This window comes from Methylobacterium sp. Leaf106, assembly GCF_001422895.1.
Lineage (GTDB): Bacteria > Pseudomonadota > Alphaproteobacteria > Rhizobiales > Beijerinckiaceae > Methylobacterium > Methylobacterium bullatum.
The window spans coordinates 394,326-413,230 of sequence record NZ_LMNB01000023.1 but is presented as its reverse complement, the minus strand read 5'-3'; the positions used below and the strand labels follow the sequence as shown (position 1 = coordinate 413,230).

Annotated in this window: 20 protein-coding genes and 1 tRNA gene; 10 read left to right on the top strand and 11 right to left on the bottom strand. The window is 65.7% G+C overall.

Features of this window, described 5'->3' with window-relative positions; all coding sequences use genetic code 11:
• Positions 1 to 3: 3 nt before the first annotated feature.
• From rdgB to ASF34_RS22340, 3 genes are all read right to left on the bottom strand, one after another.
• Complete coding sequence (gene rdgB / locus ASF34_RS13665; protein ID WP_056161663.1) at positions 4 to 639, bottom strand: RdgB/HAM1 family non-canonical purine NTP pyrophosphatase; 636 nt, start codon at positions 637 to 639, stop codon at positions 4 to 6.
• Positions 636 to 1,349: a ribonuclease PH gene (gene rph / locus ASF34_RS13660; RefSeq protein ID WP_018045122.1), complete on the bottom strand. Its 714-nt coding sequence runs from the start codon at positions 1,347 to 1,349 to the stop codon at positions 636 to 638. The genes rdgB and rph overlap by 4 nt, the downstream gene beginning before the upstream one ends.
• Before the next feature lie 124 nt (positions 1,350 to 1,473).
• Positions 1,474 to 1,794, bottom strand: coding sequence for a hypothetical protein (locus tag ASF34_RS22340; RefSeq protein WP_056140371.1), 321 nt, complete (start codon positions 1,792 to 1,794; stop codon positions 1,474 to 1,476).
• A gap of 490 nt (positions 1,795 to 2,284) precedes the next feature.
• Here ASF34_RS22340 and ASF34_RS13655 point away from each other — a divergent pair, with 490 nt between their 5' ends.
• Positions 2,285 to 3,325 (top strand): glutamine synthetase beta-grasp domain-containing protein, encoded by a 1,041-nt coding sequence (locus ASF34_RS13655; protein WP_018045125.1) that lies wholly within the window; start codon positions 2,285 to 2,287, stop codon positions 3,323 to 3,325.
• Positions 3,326 to 3,513: 188 nt separating this feature from the next.
• Here the strand turns inward: ASF34_RS13655 and ASF34_RS13650 are convergent, their stop codons facing one another.
• Positions 3,514 to 4,116, bottom strand: coding sequence for a glutathione S-transferase family protein (locus tag ASF34_RS13650; RefSeq protein WP_056161662.1), 603 nt, complete (start codon positions 4,114 to 4,116; stop codon positions 3,514 to 3,516).
• A gap of 75 nt (positions 4,117 to 4,191) precedes the next feature.
• Between ASF34_RS13650 and ASF34_RS13645 the strand changes: the two genes are divergently transcribed.
• Positions 4,192 to 4,896 carry a helix-turn-helix transcriptional regulator gene (locus ASF34_RS13645; RefSeq protein ID WP_056161659.1) on the top strand — a complete coding sequence of 235 codons (705 nt, stop codon included), beginning with the start codon at positions 4,192 to 4,194 and terminating at the stop codon, positions 4,894 to 4,896.
• A 29-nt stretch (positions 4,897 to 4,925) separates the two neighbouring features.
• Here ASF34_RS13645 and ASF34_RS13640 read toward each other — a convergent pair whose 3' ends face one another.
• Positions 4,926 to 5,855 (bottom strand): glutaminase, encoded by a 930-nt coding sequence (locus tag ASF34_RS13640; protein WP_056161658.1) that lies wholly within the window; start codon positions 5,853 to 5,855, stop codon positions 4,926 to 4,928.
• A 213-nt stretch (positions 5,856 to 6,068) separates the two neighbouring features.
• Between ASF34_RS13640 and hrcA the strand changes: the two genes are divergently transcribed.
• Positions 6,069 to 7,166, top strand: coding sequence for a heat-inducible transcriptional repressor HrcA (gene hrcA, locus ASF34_RS13635; protein ID WP_056140363.1), 1,098 nt, complete (start codon positions 6,069 to 6,071; stop codon positions 7,164 to 7,166).
• Positions 7,167 to 7,576: 410 nt separating this feature from the next.
• Here hrcA and ASF34_RS23695 read toward each other — a convergent pair whose 3' ends face one another.
• A complete protein-coding gene (locus tag ASF34_RS23695; protein WP_338011534.1) occupies positions 7,577 to 7,954 on the bottom strand; it encodes a DUF1236 domain-containing protein in 378 nt (125 codons plus the stop codon).
• A complete protein-coding gene (locus tag ASF34_RS23690; protein ID WP_338011533.1) occupies positions 7,951 to 8,388 on the bottom strand; it encodes a hypothetical protein in 438 nt (145 codons plus the stop codon). Before ASF34_RS23690 ends, ASF34_RS23695 begins: the two co-directional genes overlap by 4 nt.
• A 400-nt stretch (positions 8,389 to 8,788) precedes the next feature.
• Here ASF34_RS23690 and ASF34_RS13625 point away from each other — a divergent pair, with 400 nt between their 5' ends.
• Positions 8,789 to 10,150, top strand: a complete 1,362-nt coding sequence (locus tag ASF34_RS13625) for an MFS family transporter (protein WP_056161654.1) — start codon at positions 8,789 to 8,791, stop codon at positions 10,148 to 10,150.
• A gap of 94 nt (positions 10,151 to 10,244) precedes the next feature.
• Here ASF34_RS13625 and ASF34_RS13620 read toward each other — a convergent pair whose 3' ends face one another.
• Positions 10,245 to 12,077 carry a chloride channel protein gene (locus tag ASF34_RS13620; RefSeq protein ID WP_056161653.1) on the bottom strand — a complete coding sequence of 611 codons (1,833 nt, stop codon included), beginning with the start codon at positions 12,075 to 12,077 and terminating at the stop codon, positions 10,245 to 10,247.
• Between the two features lie 235 nt (positions 12,078 to 12,312).
• Between ASF34_RS13620 and ASF34_RS13615 the strand changes: the two genes are divergently transcribed.
• From ASF34_RS13615 to ASF34_RS13590, 6 genes are all read left to right on the top strand, one after another.
• Positions 12,313 to 12,389: transfer RNA gene (locus tag ASF34_RS13615), tRNA-His, on the top strand.
• Between the two features lie 317 nt (positions 12,390 to 12,706).
• A complete protein-coding gene (locus tag ASF34_RS13610) occupies positions 12,707 to 13,852 on the top strand; it encodes a transglycosylase SLT domain-containing protein (protein WP_018045134.1) in 1,146 nt (381 codons plus the stop codon).
• Between the two features lie 206 nt (positions 13,853 to 14,058).
• On the top strand, positions 14,059 to 14,670 hold the full coding sequence (locus ASF34_RS13605) for a response regulator (RefSeq protein WP_018045135.1): 612 nt from the start codon (positions 14,059 to 14,061) through the stop codon (positions 14,668 to 14,670).
• 221 nt (positions 14,671 to 14,891) lie between these two features.
• Positions 14,892 to 15,812: a transglutaminase family protein gene (locus ASF34_RS13600; RefSeq protein ID WP_051074427.1), complete on the top strand. Its 921-nt coding sequence runs from the start codon at positions 14,892 to 14,894 to the stop codon at positions 15,810 to 15,812.
• Positions 15,813 to 15,884: 72 nt separating this feature from the next.
• Complete coding sequence (locus tag ASF34_RS13595; RefSeq protein ID WP_018045137.1) at positions 15,885 to 16,691, top strand: transglutaminase-like domain-containing protein; 807 nt, start codon at positions 15,885 to 15,887, stop codon at positions 16,689 to 16,691.
• A gap of 110 nt (positions 16,692 to 16,801) precedes the next feature.
• Positions 16,802 to 17,455 carry a L,D-transpeptidase gene (locus ASF34_RS13590; protein ID WP_056161651.1) on the top strand — a complete coding sequence of 218 codons (654 nt, stop codon included), beginning with the start codon at positions 16,802 to 16,804 and terminating at the stop codon, positions 17,453 to 17,455.
• Between the two features lie 73 nt (positions 17,456 to 17,528).
• On the opposite strand, the gene ASF34_RS13585 is transcribed toward ASF34_RS13590, so the two are convergent.
• The 3 genes from ASF34_RS13585 to ASF34_RS13580 form a co-directional block, all read right to left on the bottom strand.
• Positions 17,529 to 17,861 (bottom strand): hypothetical protein, encoded by a 333-nt coding sequence (locus tag ASF34_RS13585; RefSeq protein ID WP_018045139.1) that lies wholly within the window; start codon positions 17,859 to 17,861, stop codon positions 17,529 to 17,531.
• 141 nt (positions 17,862 to 18,002) lie between these two features.
• Entirely contained in the window at positions 18,003 to 18,170 is a 168-nt protein-coding gene (locus ASF34_RS23145) for a hypothetical protein (protein WP_018045140.1), read from the bottom strand.
• 218 nt (positions 18,171 to 18,388) lie between these two features.
• Positions 18,389 to 18,649, bottom strand: a complete 261-nt coding sequence (locus ASF34_RS13580; protein WP_056161650.1) for a DUF2798 domain-containing protein — start codon at positions 18,647 to 18,649, stop codon at positions 18,389 to 18,391.
• Between the last annotated feature and the right edge of the window lie 256 nt (positions 18,650 to 18,905).

Genomic DNA, 18,905 nt, shown 5'->3' with positions numbered 1-18,905 from the left:
CGTTCAGCCGGGCCGACGCAGGCAGCTCGCAGCCAGAAGCACGAACGCGCGGGCGCGGTGCGACAGGGCGTTCCCGCTCTGCCAGTCGACGCCATGCTTCTCCTCCGAGGAGATCTCGCCGAAGGTGCGATCGTAGCCGTCCGGCAAGAACATCGGGTCGTAGCCGAAGCCCTGTGAGCCGCGCGGCTCCACGAGATCGCCGAACACCCGACCCTCGAACGTTTCGGTATGGCCATCCGGCCAGGCGATGACGAGGGCAGAGACGAAGTGAGCTCGGCGGGTCGCGGCGCCACGCTTGTCGAGTTCGGCCGCAATGCGGGCCATGGCGCCGGAGAAGTCCTTGTTCGGACCAGCCCAGCGGGCGGAGAACAGGCCGGGTGCACCGTCGAGGGCATTGACGCAGAGGCCGGAATCGTCGGCGAAAGCGGGCAAGCCCGAGGCCTGGGCTGCGGCGATGGCCTTGATCGCCGCATTCTCGGAGAACATTGTACCGGTCTCATCGGGCTCGGGCAGACCGAGTTCGCCCGCCGAGACGGCCTCCACGCCGAACGGCGCCAGCAGCTCGCGCATCTCCACGAGCTTGCCGGGATTGTGGGTGGCGATGACGACCCGCCCTGTGAGAATGCGCGGCTCGCTCATGCGATTGCCTGCTTCTGAAGGGAAACGAGCTGCTCGACTCCGCCACGGGCCAGCCGCAGCAATTCGATGAGTTCGGCCTCCGAAAAGGGCTTGCCCTCGGCGGTGCCCTGCACCTCCACGAGGCCGCCGGAGCCGGTCATGACGAAATTCGCATCGGTCTCGGCGGCGGAATCCTCCGCGTATTCGAGATCGAGCACCGGGGTACCCTTGTAGATGCCGCAGGAAATCGCGGCGACATGCTCGCGCAGGGGGTCGACCGAGATGATGGAGCGCCCGCGCATCCAGGTGAAACAATCGTGCAGGGCAATCCAGGCTCCGGTAATCGCAGCGGTGCGGGTACCGCCATCCGCCTGAATCACATCGCAATCCACGGTGATCTGTCGCTCGCCGATGGCGGGAAGATTGGTGACGGCACGGAGCGAGCGGCCGATCAGCCGCTGAATCTCCTGCGTCCGCCCGGAGGGCTTGCCGGAATTCACCTCGCGGCGAGTGCGCTCGTGGGTGGCTCGGGGGAGCATGGAATACTCGGCGGTGACCCAGCCCTTGCCCGAGCCGCGCAGCCATGGCGGGCCGCGTTCCTCGAGGGAGGCCGTGCAGAGCACTTTCGTCTGGCCGAAGGTGACGAGGCAGGAACCCTCGGCATAGCGGGCGACGGCGCGCTCCAGGGTGACGGTGCGCAGTTCGTCGTTCGCGCGCTTCGAGGGCCGCATGGGCACTCTCCTTGGTCGAGTTCCGGATTGATCGTCCGGGCTCTTAGGCCCCGGTTTGTCCACCGGCAAGCGCGGCCAGAATGGAGAGGAGCGCGCCGACGGGGACGCGCCCCCAACTCACGGCTCAGTAGCGGTAGTGGCGACGATGATGATGACCGAAACGGCGGTGATGGTGGTGGTGGCCGAATCGACGGCCGTAGTGATGGCCGAAGTGGCGACCGCGATGGTGACCGAAGTGACGGCGATGATGCCGGCCGTGATGGCGCCAGTGACCACCACCGTACTGGACCTGCGTGGCGGCCACGTTGACCGAGCCGGCGACTTCGCTGGACACCGCCATCGGTGCGGCTTGGGCGCCGCGCGGAGTACCGAGGATCATCGCGCCCACCAGGGCGACCACGATGGCGAGGGTCTTCGCCATGGCGGACAGGGTTGGGTTCTTCATCAGGACGGACTCCGTTCCGTGAGTTACTCGTATCGCCGACCGTATTGGTGCGGATGCGATGGAACGCGCGCTCGCCTGGAAAGGCAGCATGCGCTGCTCCGAATTTATATTTTTTGTTTCGGGATTAAGCAGAAGGCGCGCTTCCATCAGACGATTTTCCTAGCCACACGACCACGCTGCGTCGTCGCTTGCTAAGCAAATGGGCAAGGCACTGACGGCGAACAGAATATGAGCATTCGCTCGAGCACTTCCTGGATGCCCATTTAGGGGCGCTTATTCGGTAGGCAGAAACATTCCCGCGCTAAGGATTCTCTATCCCTGCGAGTGAAGCGTCCGCCTCGTTGCGGCTGGATCCCGCCGTCGATGGCGCCTGGCCCCACGACCATGGCTGGCACACGTTATGCTAGCGGCGATTCCGGCTACGAACGGCCGCGAACGATGTGAGGGGGAGACCCGGCCGTCGGATCGCTTGAGGGACGAGAGGCTCGAAATGACGAAATATAAGCTCGAGTATCTATGGCTCGACGGATACACGCCGGTGCCGAACCTGCGTGGCAAGACCCAGATCAAGGAATTCGACGGCTTCCCGACCCTCGAGCAGCTTCCGCTTTGGGGCTTCGACGGCAGCTCGACGATGCAGGCCGAGGGCGGCAGCTCCGACTGCATGCTCAAGCCCGTGCGCCACTTCCCCGACAGCACACGCAAGAACGGCGTGCTGGTGATGTGCGAAGTGATGATGCCGGACGGCGTGACGCCGCATGCCTCCAACAAGCGCGCCACGATCCTCGACGACGACGGCGCCTGGTTCGGCTTCGAGCAGGAGTATTTCTTCTACAAGGACGGTCGTCCGCTCGGCTTCCCCGCCAGCGGCTACCCGGCCCCCCAGGGCCCGTATTACTGCGGCGTCGGCTACAAGGAAGTCGGCTCGATCGCACGCAAGATCGTCGAAGAGCACCTGGACCTGTGCCTGGACGCGGGCATCAACCACGAGGGCATCAACGCCGAGGTGGCAAAGGGCCAGTGGGAGTTCCAGATCTTCGGCAAGGGCTCCAAGAAGGCCGCCGACGAGATGTGGGTCGCCCGCTACATCCTGCAGCGCCTGTGCGAGAAGTACGAGATCGACATCGAATACCATTGCAAGCCACTCGGTGCGACCGATTGGAACGGCTCGGGCATGCACGCCAACTTCTCGACGGAGCATCTCCGCACGGTAGGCGGCAAAGCCTATTTCGAGGCGCTCATGGCAGCGTTCAAGGAGAACCTGGACGACCACATCGCCGTCTACGGCCCGGACAACCACATGCGTCTGACCGGCAAGCACGAGACTGCGGCGATCGACCAGTTCAGCTACGGCATCGCCGATCGCGGCGCCTCGATCCGCGTGCCGCATAGCTTCGTCAACAATGAGTACAAGGGCTATCTGGAAGACCGCCGTCCCAACAGCCAGGGGGACCCCTACCAGATCGCTTCGCAGATCCTGAAGACCGTCGCCTCGGTTCCGACTTCCGAGGAAGCGAAGGCAGCAGCCTGACACGACATCCGCCACGGCGCTCCTCGGCGCCGTGGCAATTTTCGTTCTCCATGACTGCTTCATGAGCCAAATGACGTCTTTTTAGGCACGATGCCCGATATCGACGCTGCGCTGATGATAGTCGAAGCATCAGATCAGAACCGCCGCGCTTCACCGATGCGGAGAATGAGATGGCCTGCTGAGACCGCTCATTTCAGTGGGTGCAGGAGGTCGAACTCCGTGGCGAAAGCCGCCCCAGGACGGGCCATGCAGCGCTCGACCCACGCATCGAGGACCGGATCGCCCGGTTTGCCGAACCAGGCATAAGGCGAGTGAAGCAGTAGGTCCGCCGCCGTGAAGCGCTCGCCGAAGAGATAGGGCCCCTTGGCGAGTGCTGCAGCGAGCCGCTGTCGCACCTCCACACTCCCGCGAAAAGTCGAAGCGATGGCGGGATGCGTGAGCCCGACCGCTTCCAGCAGCATGACCGGCTCGACCACACCCGAATACCACGCGTACCAGCTGAGATAGGCCCCCCGCTGCGGATGACCCAGCGGGATAGTCAGGCCAGCCTTCGGGAAGAGGTCGGCGAGGTAGAGCATGATCGCGCTGCTCTCCCAGATCGTCACGCCGTCATGAACGAGGAGCGGCACCTTTCCCTCGGGATGGGGATTGCTGGGATCGCACTGGCCGGAGCCGTCCTGGCGCGCGATGGCGACGATTTCCACCGACACGTCGTCGAGGGCGCCGAGTTCGTGCAGCAGCGCGATGATGCGGGTCGAGCGGCTTTTGGGCGAATGAACGAGGGTCAGCATCGAAGTACTCGTGTTGGCGGGGTCGACACCGATGCTTATAGACGAGCGCTACTGCCACTCTGCGTCAGTTGAACTTTGGCTCGCACGGACCGCCTCTTCCGACTGCTTCAGGCTCTGCGCATGCTGCCTGCGCCGGTGACGGCGGCCCGGCTGGCGGAGGAGACGGGCGTCTCCCTCCGCTCGCTCTACCGCGACATCGATAGCCTTCGCGCAGCCGGCGCCCATATCGAGGGTGAGCGCGGCTACGGCTACCGACTGATCGAGGACGGGGCTCTGCCGCCGCAGATCTTCGATCGAATCGAGATCGAAGCACTGGTGCTCGGCTTGTCCGAGGTCCGGCACATGGGGGATCCGGCGCTGGCGAGGGCCGCCGCCGCAGTGCTCGCCAAGGTGGCGGCGACCCTCCCCGATACCGGCCAACAGCACCTGCTCCACGCGGTCTCGAAGGTCCGGCGCTCCGAGGAGCGCTTCGCCCCCTCCCCCGCCACGGCGGTGATCCGCGAAGGGTGCTGGCGCGAAGAGGCGGTGACGATCCGCTACGCGGACGGTGAGGCGCGGATCACGGAACGGACGATCTGGCCGCTTGCGATCGTCTATCTCGACCGCAAGCTGGTGGTCCTCACTTGGTGCTGTCTGCGCGAGGCGCACCGGATGTTCAGAGTGGACCGGATCGCCGCTGCCGAACTCGCGGGCGCGAGCTTCCGGCCGAAACGCGTGGGGCTCCTGCGGGACTACCTCGCTGTGTTGAATAGAAAGGCCGCGGACGCGCCGGAGGGCTGAGGACCGGAAAGGCGCCCGGGCGAGCGCGATCAAGCGCCGAAGATCGACCAGCCGAGGCGCTTGGTCAGCTGTTCGAGGGCGATCCGGCCAAGATGGGAATTGCCGGATGCGTCGAGGCCCGGCGACCAGACCGCGATCGAAGCCTTTTCCGGTGCCACGGCGATGATCCCGCCGCCGACTCCGCTCTTGCCCGGCAGGCCGACCCGATACGCGAACTCACCCGAGCCGTCGTAGTGACCGCAGGTGAGCATCACCGCATTGATACGCCGGGCTCGCTCAGCCGAGACCACGGAATAACCGGTCAGCGGGTTGCGCCCGGAATGCGCCAGGAAACGGGTGGCGTTGGCGAGCTGCCGACATGACATGGCGATGGCGCAGTGGTGAAAATAGACGCCGAGGGTAAAATCCACCGGATTGTCGAGAACGCCGAAGGATTTCATGTAGTTGGCGAGCGCGATGTTGCGAAAGCCCGTGCGCAGCTCCGAGGCCGCCACCGCCTCGTCGATGATGATCGTGGGATCCTGCGCCAGGAACTGCATGAAACGCAGGATCTCGCCCAGGGCCTCCCTCGGCTGATGGCCCGACAGGATCACGTCGGTGACCGCGATGGCACCGGCATTGATGAAGGGATTGCGCGGAATGCCGCGCTCGCGCTCCAGCTGGACGATGGAGTTGAAGGGGCTGCCCGAGGGCTCGCGTCCCACCCGGCGCCAGAGACGGTCGCCGGCCATGCCGAGTGCCAGGGTGAGGGTGAAAACCTTCGAGATGCTCTGGATCGAGAACGGCGTGTCGCTGTCGCCTCCCGCCGCCACGTGACCGTCCGCATCGATGACGACGAGACCGAACGCCTTCGGATCGACCCGGGCGAGTTCCGGTATGTATGTGGCGACCTCCCCCCGGTCCGGCCTGTCCGCCATCTCCTCGGCGATCTCTTTGACGACGGTGTCGAGGTCGGGCACGGCGGCGTGTTCCTCCGAACGGACGGGAGCGGCGGGTCCGTCAACCAGACCCGCCGGCCACGGCGAGCAGGCTCGCGAGGGCGGCGACGCAACGCAAAGGCCGTTCCGTTCGGGCGGCAAACGGATTAGCAGACCACAGGGCGGCTATGCCTCACCGGTAAAGGTTGTGCCCGGGCTCCGGGCCGGACACAATCGGCGGTCAGGAAACACCCAGTGACCGAACGCGCGCATCCCTATTCCTCGTCGCAGCAACTTCAGGCCCTCTCGGCCCTGAACGAGCGGACACGCGAGATCTTCCGGCAGATCGTCGAGAGCTATCTCACGACCGGCGAACCGGTGGGGTCACGCAACCTCGCGCGGATCCTGCCGATGGCCTTGTCCCCGGCCTCGATCCGAAACGTCATGGCGGATCTGGAGCATTCCGGGCTCATCTTCGCGCCCCACACCTCCGCCGGGCGCCTGCCGACGGAACTCGGCCTGCGCTTCTTCGTCGACGCCATGTTGGAGATCGGCGATGTCGGCCGCGAGGAGCAGGAGCGGATCGAGGCGCAGATGCGCGCCGCCGCGTCGGGCCACACCTTCGAAAGCGCCCTCGCCGAGGCCTCGTCGATGCTGTCGGGCATTTCGCGGGGGGCGGGCGTGGTCGTCACGACCAAGAGCAACGTCCATCTCAAGCACATCGAGTTCGTACGGCTCGATCCCGCCCGCGCACTCGTCGTCCTCGTCTCCGATGACGGCTCGGTGGAGAACCGCCTCCTCGACCTGCCGCCCGGCCTTCCGGCGGGCGCCCTGCAGGAGGCCTCGAACTACCTCAATGCCCGCTTGCAGGGGCGGACCCTCGGAGGCTTGAGAGCGGAAATCGAGGCTGGCCGCGAGGCGATGAAGCGCGAACTCGACGTCATCACCGAGCGGCTGGTCGATGCCGGTCTCGCCACCACGGTCGGGCCGTCAGAGGCACGCCAACTGATCGTACGCGGCCAGGCGAACCTGCTCGACGACCTGCGCGCGGTGGAGGATCTCGAACGGATCCGCCTGCTGTTCAACGATCTCGAGACGCAGAAGGACGTCATCGAACTCCTCTCCCGCGCCGAGGGCGGCGAGGGCGTCCGCATCTTCATCGGCTCGGAGAACAAGCTGTTCTCGCTCTCGGGCTCATCGATGATCGCGGCGCCGTTCCGGGACGGTTCGCAGAAGATCGTCGGTGTCGTCGGCGTGATCGGTCCGACCAGGCTCAACTACGCACGGATCGTTCCGATGGTGGATTACACCGCCAGGGTGGTCTCGCGGATGCTGGATCGAGGCGGCCGCTGAGCGAAACCAGGCACCGTGAGGGCCGGCTCGCCCGAGCCGAGTGGGCCGCGCGAAGGCACACCCGTTTCTGCCTTTGAGAACCTGTGACGCGCCGAAGGCCCGAACGACCAAGCGGTGTCGGCGGCGGAAACCACGAACCGAGAGATGAAGGCGACAAAACAGGATCGCATGCCGATGCCGGCGGAGGATGAGCCTTTCGCAGAGAGCGACAGATCGGTGGAAAAGCTTAAACGTAGAAACTCCGGATCGGCAATGACAACCGATCCGGAGCCTCTGGACTTACTTTCGCATCATCACGTCGCGGCTGTTGAGCACCAGTATCGCTATGGCCGGCATCGCGGCTACGGACGACAAAGGAAGATGCTTCGCCCTGCGGCGGCTCCCCTCTCGGGGAAACCGCCGATCCGAGATCAGCCGCGAATGACGTCCACGATTTCGTAGGTATCGGGATCGACGATGACGATGTCATCATCGACGAGGACGTAGCGGTAGTCTTCGTATTCCGGCACGATCCGAACGATATCCGGCGGGAGGTCGTAAAGGGTGTAATTGCGAGCAATGGCGGTCCCCACCGTCAGGGCGAAGGCACCGGCGGCGAGGCGTGGAATGCCGCGACGCAGCACGTTCTGGCGAAACTCCGTCCGCTGCGGAGCACCAAGCCGGCCATAGGCTCCGCGCACGGCGCCACTGTCGCCTCGTCCGCCACGATCTCCACGCCCGCCCCTGTCACCGCGATCACCCCTCTCGCGATCCATCCGCTCGCCACGGTCCGCCTTGCCGTCCTTCATGTCGCGATCGGCCTTGCCGCCTCGCTCCATGCGCTCGCCCCGGTCCGGCTTGTCATCGCGTTCAGGCTTACCATCGCGATCGGCCTTGCCGTCACGATCGGGCCGGCCTGCATCTGTTCTTCCGCCGGCGCCCGGACGTTCACCCTGCTCCATGCGGCCATTCCGGTCGCCACCGCCCCGTTCCATCCCGGCAGATCCGCCACGCTCGCCCGCCGGACCGCCACGTTCCCCCGGGGAACCGCCACGCTCCGAACCGCCTGCCGCTCCACCACGTTCCGCTCCGGCGCCACCGCCGCCACGCATTCCGGCGCCACCGGCCGATCCCGCACCACCCGCGCCGCCACCACCCGGCGCCCCGGCTCCTGCCGCGCCGCCGCCCGCACCGCCTCCACCGCCGGCTCCAGGCCCACCTTGGGCGAAAGCAGTCGCCGCACCGACGACCAGAACGGCAGCCGTCATCGTACTCCGCAAGAGCTTGCTCATATCGATCAGTCCATTCTCATGTGGAACTCAGACGCCGACAGGCGCCGATGCGAAGCCGAAACAGAAAGACCGGCAAAACCGTTCCTCATTTTTTGTAACATGACGCCTCTCATCATGGAGACCGCTACGCTCAAGCACGCTCAAGCTTGAATGATGCGCCTTTCATTGGACGGGCGCGCTCGCCTATCCTTTGGCTCTGAACAGCAAACCGCCCCGGCGCGAAGAACGGCTGACATTTCAAGCGCGCTGTAGAAAAGCCGCGCTTAAGCCCTTGTGAATCGTGGACCGGTGCTTAACGTCGCCGCCCAAGAGACCTACTCCGAAGGTCCTGCTCGAAGTCTGGGAGTCCACATGTCCGACGCTATCGCGATCGATCCTTCGCGGCCCGACGATCCGGAAGATCGCCGTCGCCGCATCTTCGCCATCGTCGGCTCGTCGTCGGGCAACCTGGTCGAGTGGTTCGATTTTTATTGCTACGCCTTCTTCGCCCTCTACTTCGCGCCGGTTTTCTTCCCAGAGGGTGACGATACCAGCCAGCTCCTGAAATCCGCGGCCGTGTTCGCCGTGGGGTTCTTCATGCGCCCCATCGGCGGCTGGTTGTTCGGCCGCATCGCCGACCGTCTCGGCCGCAAAACCTCGATGATGATCTCGGTGCTGATGATGTGCGGCGGATCGCTGATGATCGCCGTGTTGCCGACCTATGCCAGCGTCGGGCACTGGGCTCCCGCCCTGCTGCTGCTCGCGCGCATGATCCAGGGCCTGTCCGTGGGCGGCGAGTACGGCACCAGCGCGACCTACATGAGCGAGGTCGCCCTGAAGGGTCAGCGCGGGTTCTTCGCCTCGTTCCAGTACGTCACCCTGATCGGCGGCCAGCTCCTCGCCTCGCTGGTGCTGATCATCCTGCAGAGCGTCCTCACCGCCCAGCAACTCACCGCCTGGGGCTGGCGCATCCCGTTCTTGATCGGCGCGATGGCGGCTGTGGTCGCCCTGTTCCTGCGCTCGTCGCTCGCGGAAACCGCCACGAAAGAGGACATGGCCTCGAAGGAATCCGGCACCTTCGCCGCCCTCTTCAAGCATTGGCGGGCGTTCTGCGTGGTGCTCGCCTACACCGCCGGCGGCTCCCTGAGCTTCTACACCTTCACCACCTACATGCCGAAGTATCTCTTCAACACGGCGCATATCGACAAGATCACCGCCTCGCAGATCTCCACGGCGGCGCTTCTCGTCTACATGGTGATCCAGCCCTTCTTCGGCTGGTTGTCGGACCGGATCGGCCGCAAGACCAATATGCTGCTCTATAGCGGGCTCGGCACGCTGATGGTGGTGCCGCTGATGACCGCCATCGGCGCCACGACCAACCCATACCTCTCGTTCGGCCTGATCATGATCGGCCTCACGGTGATCAGTTTCTACACCGGCATCAGCGGCATCGTGAAAGCCGAACTGTTCCCGACCCAGGTCCGCGCGCTCGGCGTCGGCCTCTCCTACGCGGTGGCGAACTCCATCTTCGGCGGCACGGCGGAAATGGTGGCCCTGTATCTGAAGCAGATCGGCTCTGAGAGCAGCTTCTTCTGGTACGTCACGGCGATGCTCGCCATTGCCTTCATCGGCTCGCTGATCATGCCGAACCCCAAGCGCCACGGCTATCTCGACGGCGACGGCACCGTAGAAGAGGCGCTGATGCGCAAGTCGCGCCGGGTGCTGCCGGCCTGACACGACCAATCCCATCCGCCCCCTCCCGGGCGGATGGGGCGATGGCGGAACCAACTCCCGGGTCCGGCACGGAAGATCGCGAAGCGTCCAGCGCTTATCCGGCCTCGCCCATGATCGCCCGCCTCTGCCGGTCGAGTTCCTCGCTGTAGCGCTTCAGCGTGTGGCTCTCGGTGAGCAGGCCAACCACCCGGCGCGAGGCCGGATCGTCCACCACCGCCAACGCCTCGCTCTCGGCACCATCGAAGGCAGAGGCCGCCTGCTTGGCGTTCATGTCGGCAGTGAGGAACACGTCGGCATAACGCATGGCCTCGGCGAGAGCGGCCTCGCCATCGGCGGTAGCTAGGGCATGGGCCTCGGGCACCAGCACGATCCCCGCATAGCGCCCTTCCCCGTCGACCAGCACCACGCGCGAGGGCGAGCCGAGGGGATGGGCTTTCAGGAAATCCCGCAGCGTCATGTCGACCGGTGTGGTTTCGACCTCGCGGCGCATGAGCGCCCCCACGGTGAGCGACCGGATCCAGCCGATATCGTGCGCGCTGCGGATGCTTTCGCCGCGAAGGTGAAAGCGCCAGGTGGCGAAGGAATAGCCGAAGGTCTTTCGCACGGTCATCGACGAGGCGATCACGGCCACGAGGACGAGGCCGGTTATGGGAAAGCTGCCGGTGAGTTCGAGGGCGAGGAACGTCATCGTCAGCGGGCCGCCGATGACGGCCACCGCAAGCGCGCTCATGCCGATCACCGCATAGGCGAGCGGCGTGAGGCCGAACATTGTGAGGCTCTCCAGACCGGACAATCCGTGAAGGCCTGACAGGCCGGGGATCGTCTCCGCCACCAACGCGGCGAAGAGTTTCCCCGCAAGGGCGCCGAGAAAGAGGGAAGCGAAGAACAGCCCGCCGCGAAAGCCAGATCCGATGGAGATCGCCGAGGCCGAAGCTTTGGCCACGAACAGCAGCGCCAGGGCACCGATCCCCATGGCGGGCATGTCGACATCGAGGTGGAGATGGAGCGCGCCATGACCGCCGGAGAGAATCTGCGGCGAGACCGCGAGAGCCAGGGCGCCGACGCAGAGACCGCCGAGGGCCGGCGCGAGGAAGGACGGCAGACCGGTCGCCCGCACCCCCTGCTCCACCAGGGTGACGCCGCGCATGATCAGGATGCCGAGCCCGGCGCAGGCAAGACCGAGGGCGAGGCTCGGCAGGGTGTCGATTCCCGTAATCGCCCGGGTCGTCAGGGCCTCGAACCCATTGGCGCTGACGAGGGGGCTTTGCGTCACCAGCGCCTTGGCCACGAGGCTGCCGCACAGGGCCGCCACCACGACCGGTGTCAGTGTGGCAATGGAGTAGGTGCCGATGATGAGTTCGAACGCATAGAACGCCCCCGTGAGCGGCGCGCCGAAGGCGGCGGCGATGGCAGCGGCCGACCCGCAGCCAACCAGGGTCCGTAGATCGGAGCGGCGCATCTCGAAGGCGACGCCGAGACGGGAGGCGAGGCTGGCGCAGATCTGGGTGAAGCCGGCCTCGAGGCCGACCGAGGCACCGCTGCCGTTCGAGATCACGTTCTGGGCCGCCACGGCGACGGACCCCTTCACCGAGAGCCGCCCCCCATGCAGGGCATTGGCCTCGATGGGATCGACGATGGGCCGTTGCGGGCCGCCGCGCCAGCGCGCGAGCCCGAAAGCGATGAAGCCGATAGCCAAGCCGCCGATGGCCGGGCCGAACAGGATGAGGAGCGGATCCACATCCGTCGATGCGCTGAGGCGCGCGCCGTGCGGCAGGCGATAGAGGATTTCCCGCAGGCCCTGAGTCGTGAGGCTCATGGCCGAGACGGCGATCCCGGCGATGGTTCCAACGCAGGCGGCCAGGATCACGAGGCCGAACTCGCTGCCGCGCACCAGGGCGCGCAATCGGCCGGGCACGTGAACCAGCATCTGGCCGGCGGGAAATCCACGGCGCGGCACGCTTCTTGGCTTCATCGACCGATGGGAAAGAGTGAGACGAAAGGGGTGGGAAACAGCCGCCACCTTAGGGGGCAAAGGCCGGAGGCGTCGACCGGTTTCCGGTGTGAGCCCGACTGCGCGCGACAATGAGTTTTCCCCATTCTGCATTCCCTGCGCCGCAGGCGCTTGAAATGCCCGCGGCCTCGGGATACATCGCAGCCCGAGTGCCGCTGTAGCTCAGTTGGTTAGAGCGCTTGATTGTGGATCAAGAGGTCCCCCGTTCGAGCCGGGGCAGTGGTACCATTCGACCTTCCGGGCGCGTATGAAGACGCCCAGCAAGGCATCGGGCACGGGTTCGCGTCACGGACTTCCATGAGGTCCGACGGCCGAGACGCCATCCCTCCATCGAAAGACTGGAATCGGCGATGCCGTAAGTGTCCGATGGACACGGAGCGGGTCCGATCGAGCGCGCGATAGCGCGGCCGTTGCCTCGACTTACGGCCAAGCTGCCTCAAAGCGGCCATCGACGCCACGGGATGAGCACAAGCCTAGCCGTTTTGTCGCCACAACTGTCCTCGTAAATGCCGATGTGCGCCACCACACGGAGACGAGTCGATCAGATGCGGGTTCAGAAGGTCGGATCATCACGAATTTCCCCTCCCTCGCGCCGCTTCGGCGCTGGCGGTGACGTCGCGACATCGTCCGATGCTCTGACCCTCAAGAATCGCGTCGGCCGCGACCATGGCAGCCGCCCCGCACTCACGCGCTCCGTTATCGCGATGATGCTGGTTGCCGGCGGCCTCAGCGCCGTCGTCCTCAACGGCACCGGCACGAGCGGCTTTGGCGCCGTGGTGCAGTCGGCTCAGGCGATGACCGAGCCGTCGATGCCCAAGCCCAGAATTCAATCGTCTGTACCGGCGGTCCTCGATGCGGCGCCCACCGTGCTCACGGCGTCCTCGGCATTCGCTGCCGTCCACGACCTCGACACCGAGATCGGCTCCAATGCGGTCGACCGGGTGTCTTACGATTATCTGCTCACCGAGAGCGCCGTCGGCGACCCGAACGACATCCTCGAATTCGGGCCGATGAAGATCCGGCGCCACCTCGTGCAGAAGATCGTCCGCGCGGCCCAGGCCGTCCAGACCGATCCTGTCCTGCTGATGGCGGTGGCCGACAAGGAATCGAGCTTCATCACCGAAGTGCAGGCCAAGACCTCCTCGGCCACCGGTCTGTTCCAGTTCATCGAGCGGACCTGGCTCGGCGTCGTGCGCGACTTCGGACCGAAATACGGGCTGACGCAGGAAGCGGCCCTCGTGGTCTCCGGCGACAATGGCAAGCCGAGCGTCGCCGATGCCGCCGAGCGGACCCGCATCCTCGAATTGCGGCGCGATCCCTACCTCGCTGCCCTGATGGCGGGCGAGATGCTCAAGCGCGACGCGGCGCGAATCTCCCTGCGCATCGGCCGCGAACTCACCCTCGGCGAGGTCTACCTCGCGCACTTCCTCGGGCCGGACGATGCCGAGGAATTCCTCGCCAGCGTGGTCGACAAGCCGAAATCCGCCGCGGCACAGATGCTGCCCGGCCCGGCACGCGCCAACCGCACCATCTTCTTCGCGGCGCAGCGCGGTCGTCGCAAGGCCGCAAGCCTGTCGGTGGCCGAGGTTCACGAGAAGTTCGAGACCATGATGAGCACCCGCGGCGCCCGCTACCGCGATGTCCGCTCGCTCTCGGGCGTGATGGCCTATGCCGACGCGTCGGCCGAGTAGGCGCGCGAGACCGATTTCCATCTTCATGCTGTCCGTCGCCGGCACGGACCACGCGCCTTACGGCCGCGTTCGCCGCATGCCGGCCCCTCTTGTTGTCCATTGGGCAACTGACGCCGAACTCCCGACGTTGAGCTTGCAGTCGCGCAGGTCGTGCGGGGGCGGATTACGAAAGTCGGAGGGATGACGTGCTCGATCCAAAAGGCCCGTTGAAGGATCGGTCCCCCACACCGTTCAAGGCCGCTCCCGCCAAGCGCGCCGGTCACGATACCCTCGCGCCCAGCCTCGCCCTGGATCAGATCGGCGAGGCGCTCGCTTCCTTCTATGACGACCTGATCGCCGAGGGCATCCCCGAAAATCTGGCGGCCCTCGTTCGTCAGGTTCCTTCGCCGGACGCTGCGGCCGAGCCGGAGCCCGTCGTCTCCGCACCGGTGCGCAAGTCCGGTCGCCTCGCTTTAGTGGTGGAAGACGACGCGTCGACGCAAGGTCTGGCGGTCGCCCTTCTCGATGAGACCGAACTCGACACGATCGGCTGCAGCTCGGCGGAAGAGGCGCTCGCCGTGATGCGGGATCGGGGTGGGGACGTCGCTCTCGTCTTTGCCGATATCCAGCTCTCCGGTGTCATGGACGGCCTGCAGCTCGCACGGGCCGTGGCCATGCTGTGGCCCACGGCCCGCATGGTCGTCACCTCCGGCCGGCGCGCCCCGCGACCGGACGCGTTGCCCGAGAGAGTGGTGTTCATCCCTAAACCCTGGCGACCGCAGGACGTTCTGGTGGAGGCCGAGCACGCCACGAGCAATCCTCCGCCGGCCGTACCCTGATGGACGGCTGCGCACCGAGACATCGACTCGGGCCGCACGGTCCTTCATCCAAAAACATCCCTGTCGAGCAGGCCCGCCGACCATTGCCCCGGCGATGATATCCAGGACAATGCTGCGCAGGCGTGGCGGCGGAATCCTGCTCCGCCACGGAGTTGGGCGCACCTCTTGCATTGCGTCGATCCAAGAGAGTGGTACCGACCGGTGCCGCGGAGCCCGTCAACGTGCCGATACTGTCCGTCCGACACATCACCACGTACCGCTACCGCCAGCCCGTCGGGTTGGGCGAGCATCGAATCATGTTCCGGCCTCGCGACAGCTACGACCAGCGCCTGCTCGCAGCGACGTTGAAGATCACGCCGGAGCCCTCGTCCCTGCGCTGGCTTCACGACGTGTTCGGCAATTGCGTCGCGGTGGCCACCTTTCAGGGGCGGGCCTCGTCCCTCATTTTCGATTGCTCGATCACCCTCGACCATACGCCTGAACTGGCGCCGGAATTCCCCATCGCGCCGCACGCGGCTTTCTACCCCTTCGGCTACGGCGCCGACGACATGCCCGATCTCAGCCGCTCCATCGAGCGCGAGCATCGCGACCCGAAGAACGAGGTCGATGCCTGGGCGCGCAGCTTCGTCCCGCCCGCCGGCCGCGTCGGCACGCAGGAATTGCTGGCCGACATGACGCGCCATGTCCGACGCAATTTCGCTTATCTCGCCCGCTCGGAAAAAGGCGTTCAGGATCCCGTCACCACCCTGCGCCTCAAGCGCGGAAGCTGCCGCGATTTCGCGGTGCTGATGATCGAGGCCGTGCGCGCTCTCGGAATGGCCGCCCGCTTCGTCTCCGGGTACCTCTACAACCCGCGCGGGGACCGCAACCGCCATGTGGGCGGCGGCTCGACCCATGCCTGGGTCCAGGTCTACCTGCCGGGCGCGGGCTGGATCGAGTTCGACCCCACCAACGGCATCGTCGGCAACCGCGACCTCATCCGCGTCGCCGTCGCGCGCGACCCGCGCCAGGCGGTGCCGTTGCACGGCTCCTTCTTCGGGTTTCCCGCGGACGATCTCGGCATGTCGGTGAGTGTCGAGGTCGACGAAATCGAACCGGGTTCCGTCGAGCAGCGCACACCGGATCCGATCCTCGTGCGTTGACGACGATCACGCCCCTGTCGCCGGACGGCGACCGGGTTCAGACCAGATTTTTACAGACATGGGGCCATTACGATGAAGATCAGGACTGGGTTCGACATCGCCTTCGAATCGGTTCAGCCGACGCCCATGATCCTCGAACTGAGCGTGCACCCGTCACGCATGCCGGATGTGATGACGCCGCACGTCATCAGCTTCAATCCGCCCATCCCCTTCCAGGAATACCGGGACGTCTACGACAACATCTGCACCCGCATCGTCACGCCGGTGGGGCGTCTCGACATCTCGGCCGACTTCACTGTCTATGACACGGGAATGCCGGACGAATACGCTCCCTACGCACAGCAGATCGATGTTCAGAACCTGCCGAGCGACGTGCTGGTCTACCTTCTCGGCAGCCGCTACTGCGACACCGACAAGCTCTCGGAGACCGCGTGGTCGTTGTTCGGCGGAACGATGCCGGGCTGGTCACGGGTCCAGGCGATCTGCGACTACGTCCATGACCGCATCCGCTTCGACTATATGCTCGCCGACGCCACGCGCACCGCATGGGACGGCTTCATGCAGAGGCAGGGCGTGTGCCGCGATTTCGCGCATCTCGCCGTCGCCTTCTGCCGCTGCATGAACATTCCCGCGCGCTACTGCACCGGCTATCTCGGCGATATCGGCATCCCGCCCGTCCCCGACCCGATGGATTTCTCGGCCTGGTTCGAAGTCTATCTCGACGGGCGCTGGTACACGTTCGACGCCCGCCACAATACGCCGCGCATCGGCCGCATCGTCATGGCGCGGGGTCGCGACGCCACCGACGTCGCGATCACCACCAACTTCGGATACTCGCACCTCGCCCGCTTCGACGTGCATACCGACGAGGTGTACTGATTTTGGAAGCTCACGTTAACGAGATGTGAAATCTGCATCGGGGGGTGGAACCACCGCCCTACGCTTACGCTTGTATAGCAAAGGTTACCGCACAGCCAAGGCATCCGACCATGAAGACGTTGGCGACCGCTCTTGCAGGCATGATGGGTGCTTGCATCCTCGCTTCCACCCCCGTCCTCGCCGCTTCCTCCTACGATCCGTTCGGAACGGGTGGCGACGATTACTACCCCGAGACCGAGTACGCTCAGCCCTCCTACGATCCCTATGGCTATCAGGGCACCGTCGGCCAGGGCGCTCAGGCCGCTCCCCAGGCCCAGGTCGCGCCGATCCCGCGCGAGATCGTCGGCTTCAACGGCGCATACAAGCCGGGAACCATCGTCGTCTCGACCGCCGAGCGACGTCTCTACTTCGTCCTGCCGAACGGCGAAGCCATCCGCTACGGCGTCGGTGTCGGCCGCCCGGGCTTCACCTGGTCGGGCACCAAGACCGTCACCGCCAAGCGCGAGTGGCCGTCGTGGACTCCCCCGGCCGCGATGATCGCTCGTCGCCCCGACCTGCCGCGCTACATGGCCGGTGGTGTTGAGAACCCGCTCGGCGCACGTGCCATGTATATCGGCAACACCGAGTACCGGATCCACGGCTCGAACGAGCCCGACACGATTGGTCAGGCCGTTTCCTCCGGCTGCATCCGCATGACCAACGACGACGTCACCGATCTCTACGAGCGTGTGAAGGTCGGCGCTAAGGTCGTCGTCCTCAACTGAACGACATCCGGCTCAAGATACAACGCCGCGTCATCGCTGGATGGCGCGGCGTTCTTCGTCGTCGGCTCGACCCTTACGGGACGACGCGCCCCACTGCCGTCTGAGGTGCGCTGAAGGACGCGATTGGCATGTCGCAGAAGCAGCGCGCGCCGAGCGGACGCGGCCCCGGCAGGGGACAGGAATAAGGCTGCGGCCCGGTGATGCCCGATTGAACCGCATCGCAGTTCAGGCCCACGGCCCGGCGGGGCGGGGGGCCGCGATCGTCGTAGTAATCACGGCGCGGCGGCGGACGGTAATAGCCCTCGTCATCGTATTGCGCGCTGGCGGCGCCAGCGGAGAGCACACCAGCCAGAGTGAGGGCCAACAGGCCGAAACGCTGGGCGGAGCGCGAAAAACCAGGTCGCATGGAGGATCGCCCTCTTCGACGAGCCCGAAATCCGGGCGGGGCGCCAGGGTTAGGAGACCGCTCGCCGCGGTGCAAGCGCCGTGTCGCACGTCGTTCGCTGCCGTCGCCGACGGGACTACGGCACCGGCGATCGCGCGCCTTTCAAAGAACCGTGAGGGAGGCGATCGGCAGCCACGCTTCCAGTTCGTCGCCGTCGACGTCGCCATCCACGAACCAGCGGCACAGGGCCCTGTCGTCCACGATCTCGACGACGGTCATGGTCGCCTCGTTGTCGTCCGACCCCACGTAATCACCCGGCTTGATGGTCATCGATCCCCATTCCCCCGATCTGCGCCGCCTGTCGATCCTGAGCTTTAGTCTCGAGCCTCTCGAGCAAGGCTCCCGCACCGCACAGGGCATGGCCTCGGGAGCGATGCGGGAGTTTCTTATGCCGTGCCGGTTCGTTTGAGAACTGCCTTAGCCCTCTCTGGCTCGGTCCGGATCGTCCTTCCGGACATCTGATGTTCGTAGGCCAAGGCGGGCGCGCGTCAGGCTGATCTAACCAGGAACCCGACGATCCGGCGGACCAGGGGCAGGACCAGGAGAAGCGTCGGGAACGCCACCACCCAGGACAAAGCCCAGGCCGGCGGCCAATGGTCGAGGAAAGCCGCGTCGGCCCCCGAAGTCTTGTAGGTGGCGATCGCCGAGACGACGAGCGTCATCAGGACGGAGAGCACCAGAGGCATGAGGAGCCACTGACTGCTCTGTGGCAGGCATCCGCGGAGACGGAACGATTGCAGGCGGTTCATGATAACCCGACGTCTGGACCGTAATCCGGGGCAGCACTGACACCGACCGGATGACGGATCGGAAAATGCGTTGCTTGACGTCAGACGCTTACGGCACGCGCTCGGCGCGGCGAAACTTGACTAAGACAGCTTGGCCGGGACCGTCAACAACCGAATATCGAGCCGGATCATCGAGCCCGTCTTCCGAAAAACAGCGAGGCCCGCCTCACCGTGCGGGCGGGGCGGGCCTCTACCGTCGGACGGATCAGATCCGTCG

Coding starts and splice junctions, on each gene's coding strand:
- rdgB (WP_056161663.1), bottom strand. CDS start 639: ATGAGCGAGCCGCGCATTCTCACAGGGCGGGTCGTCATCGCCACCCAC.
- rph (WP_018045122.1), bottom strand. CDS start 1,349: ATGCGGCCCTCGAAGCGCGCGAACGACGAACTGCGCACCGTCACCCTG.
- ASF34_RS22340 (WP_056140371.1), bottom strand. CDS start 1,794: ATGAAGAACCCAACCCTGTCCGCCATGGCGAAGACCCTCGCCATCGTG.
- ASF34_RS13655 (WP_018045125.1), top strand. CDS start 2,285: ATGACGAAATATAAGCTCGAGTATCTATGGCTCGACGGATACACGCCG.
- ASF34_RS13650 (WP_056161662.1), bottom strand. CDS start 4,116: ATGCTGACCCTCGTTCATTCGCCCAAAAGCCGCTCGACCCGCATCATC.
- ASF34_RS23695 (WP_338011534.1), bottom strand. CDS start 7,954: ATGAAGGACGGCAAGGCGGACCGTGGCGAGCGGATGGATCGCGAGAGG.
- ASF34_RS13625 (WP_056161654.1), top strand. CDS start 8,789: ATGTCCGACGCTATCGCGATCGATCCTTCGCGGCCCGACGATCCGGAA.
- ASF34_RS13620 (WP_056161653.1), bottom strand. CDS start 12,077: ATGCTGGTTCACGTGCCCGGCCGATTGCGCGCCCTGGTGCGCGGCAGC.
- ASF34_RS13610 (WP_018045134.1), top strand. CDS start 12,707: ATGCGGGTTCAGAAGGTCGGATCATCACGAATTTCCCCTCCCTCGCGC.
- ASF34_RS13595 (WP_018045137.1), top strand. CDS start 15,885: ATGAAGATCAGGACTGGGTTCGACATCGCCTTCGAATCGGTTCAGCCG.
- ASF34_RS13590 (WP_056161651.1), top strand. CDS start 16,802: ATGAAGACGTTGGCGACCGCTCTTGCAGGCATGATGGGTGCTTGCATC.
- ASF34_RS13585 (WP_018045139.1), bottom strand. CDS start 17,861: ATGCGACCTGGTTTTTCGCGCTCCGCCCAGCGTTTCGGCCTGTTGGCC.
- ASF34_RS23145 (WP_018045140.1), bottom strand. CDS start 18,170: ATGACCATCAAGCCGGGTGATTACGTGGGGTCGGACGACAACGAGGCG.
- ASF34_RS13580 (WP_056161650.1), bottom strand. CDS start 18,649: ATGAACCGCCTGCAATCGTTCCGTCTCCGCGGATGCCTGCCACAGAGC.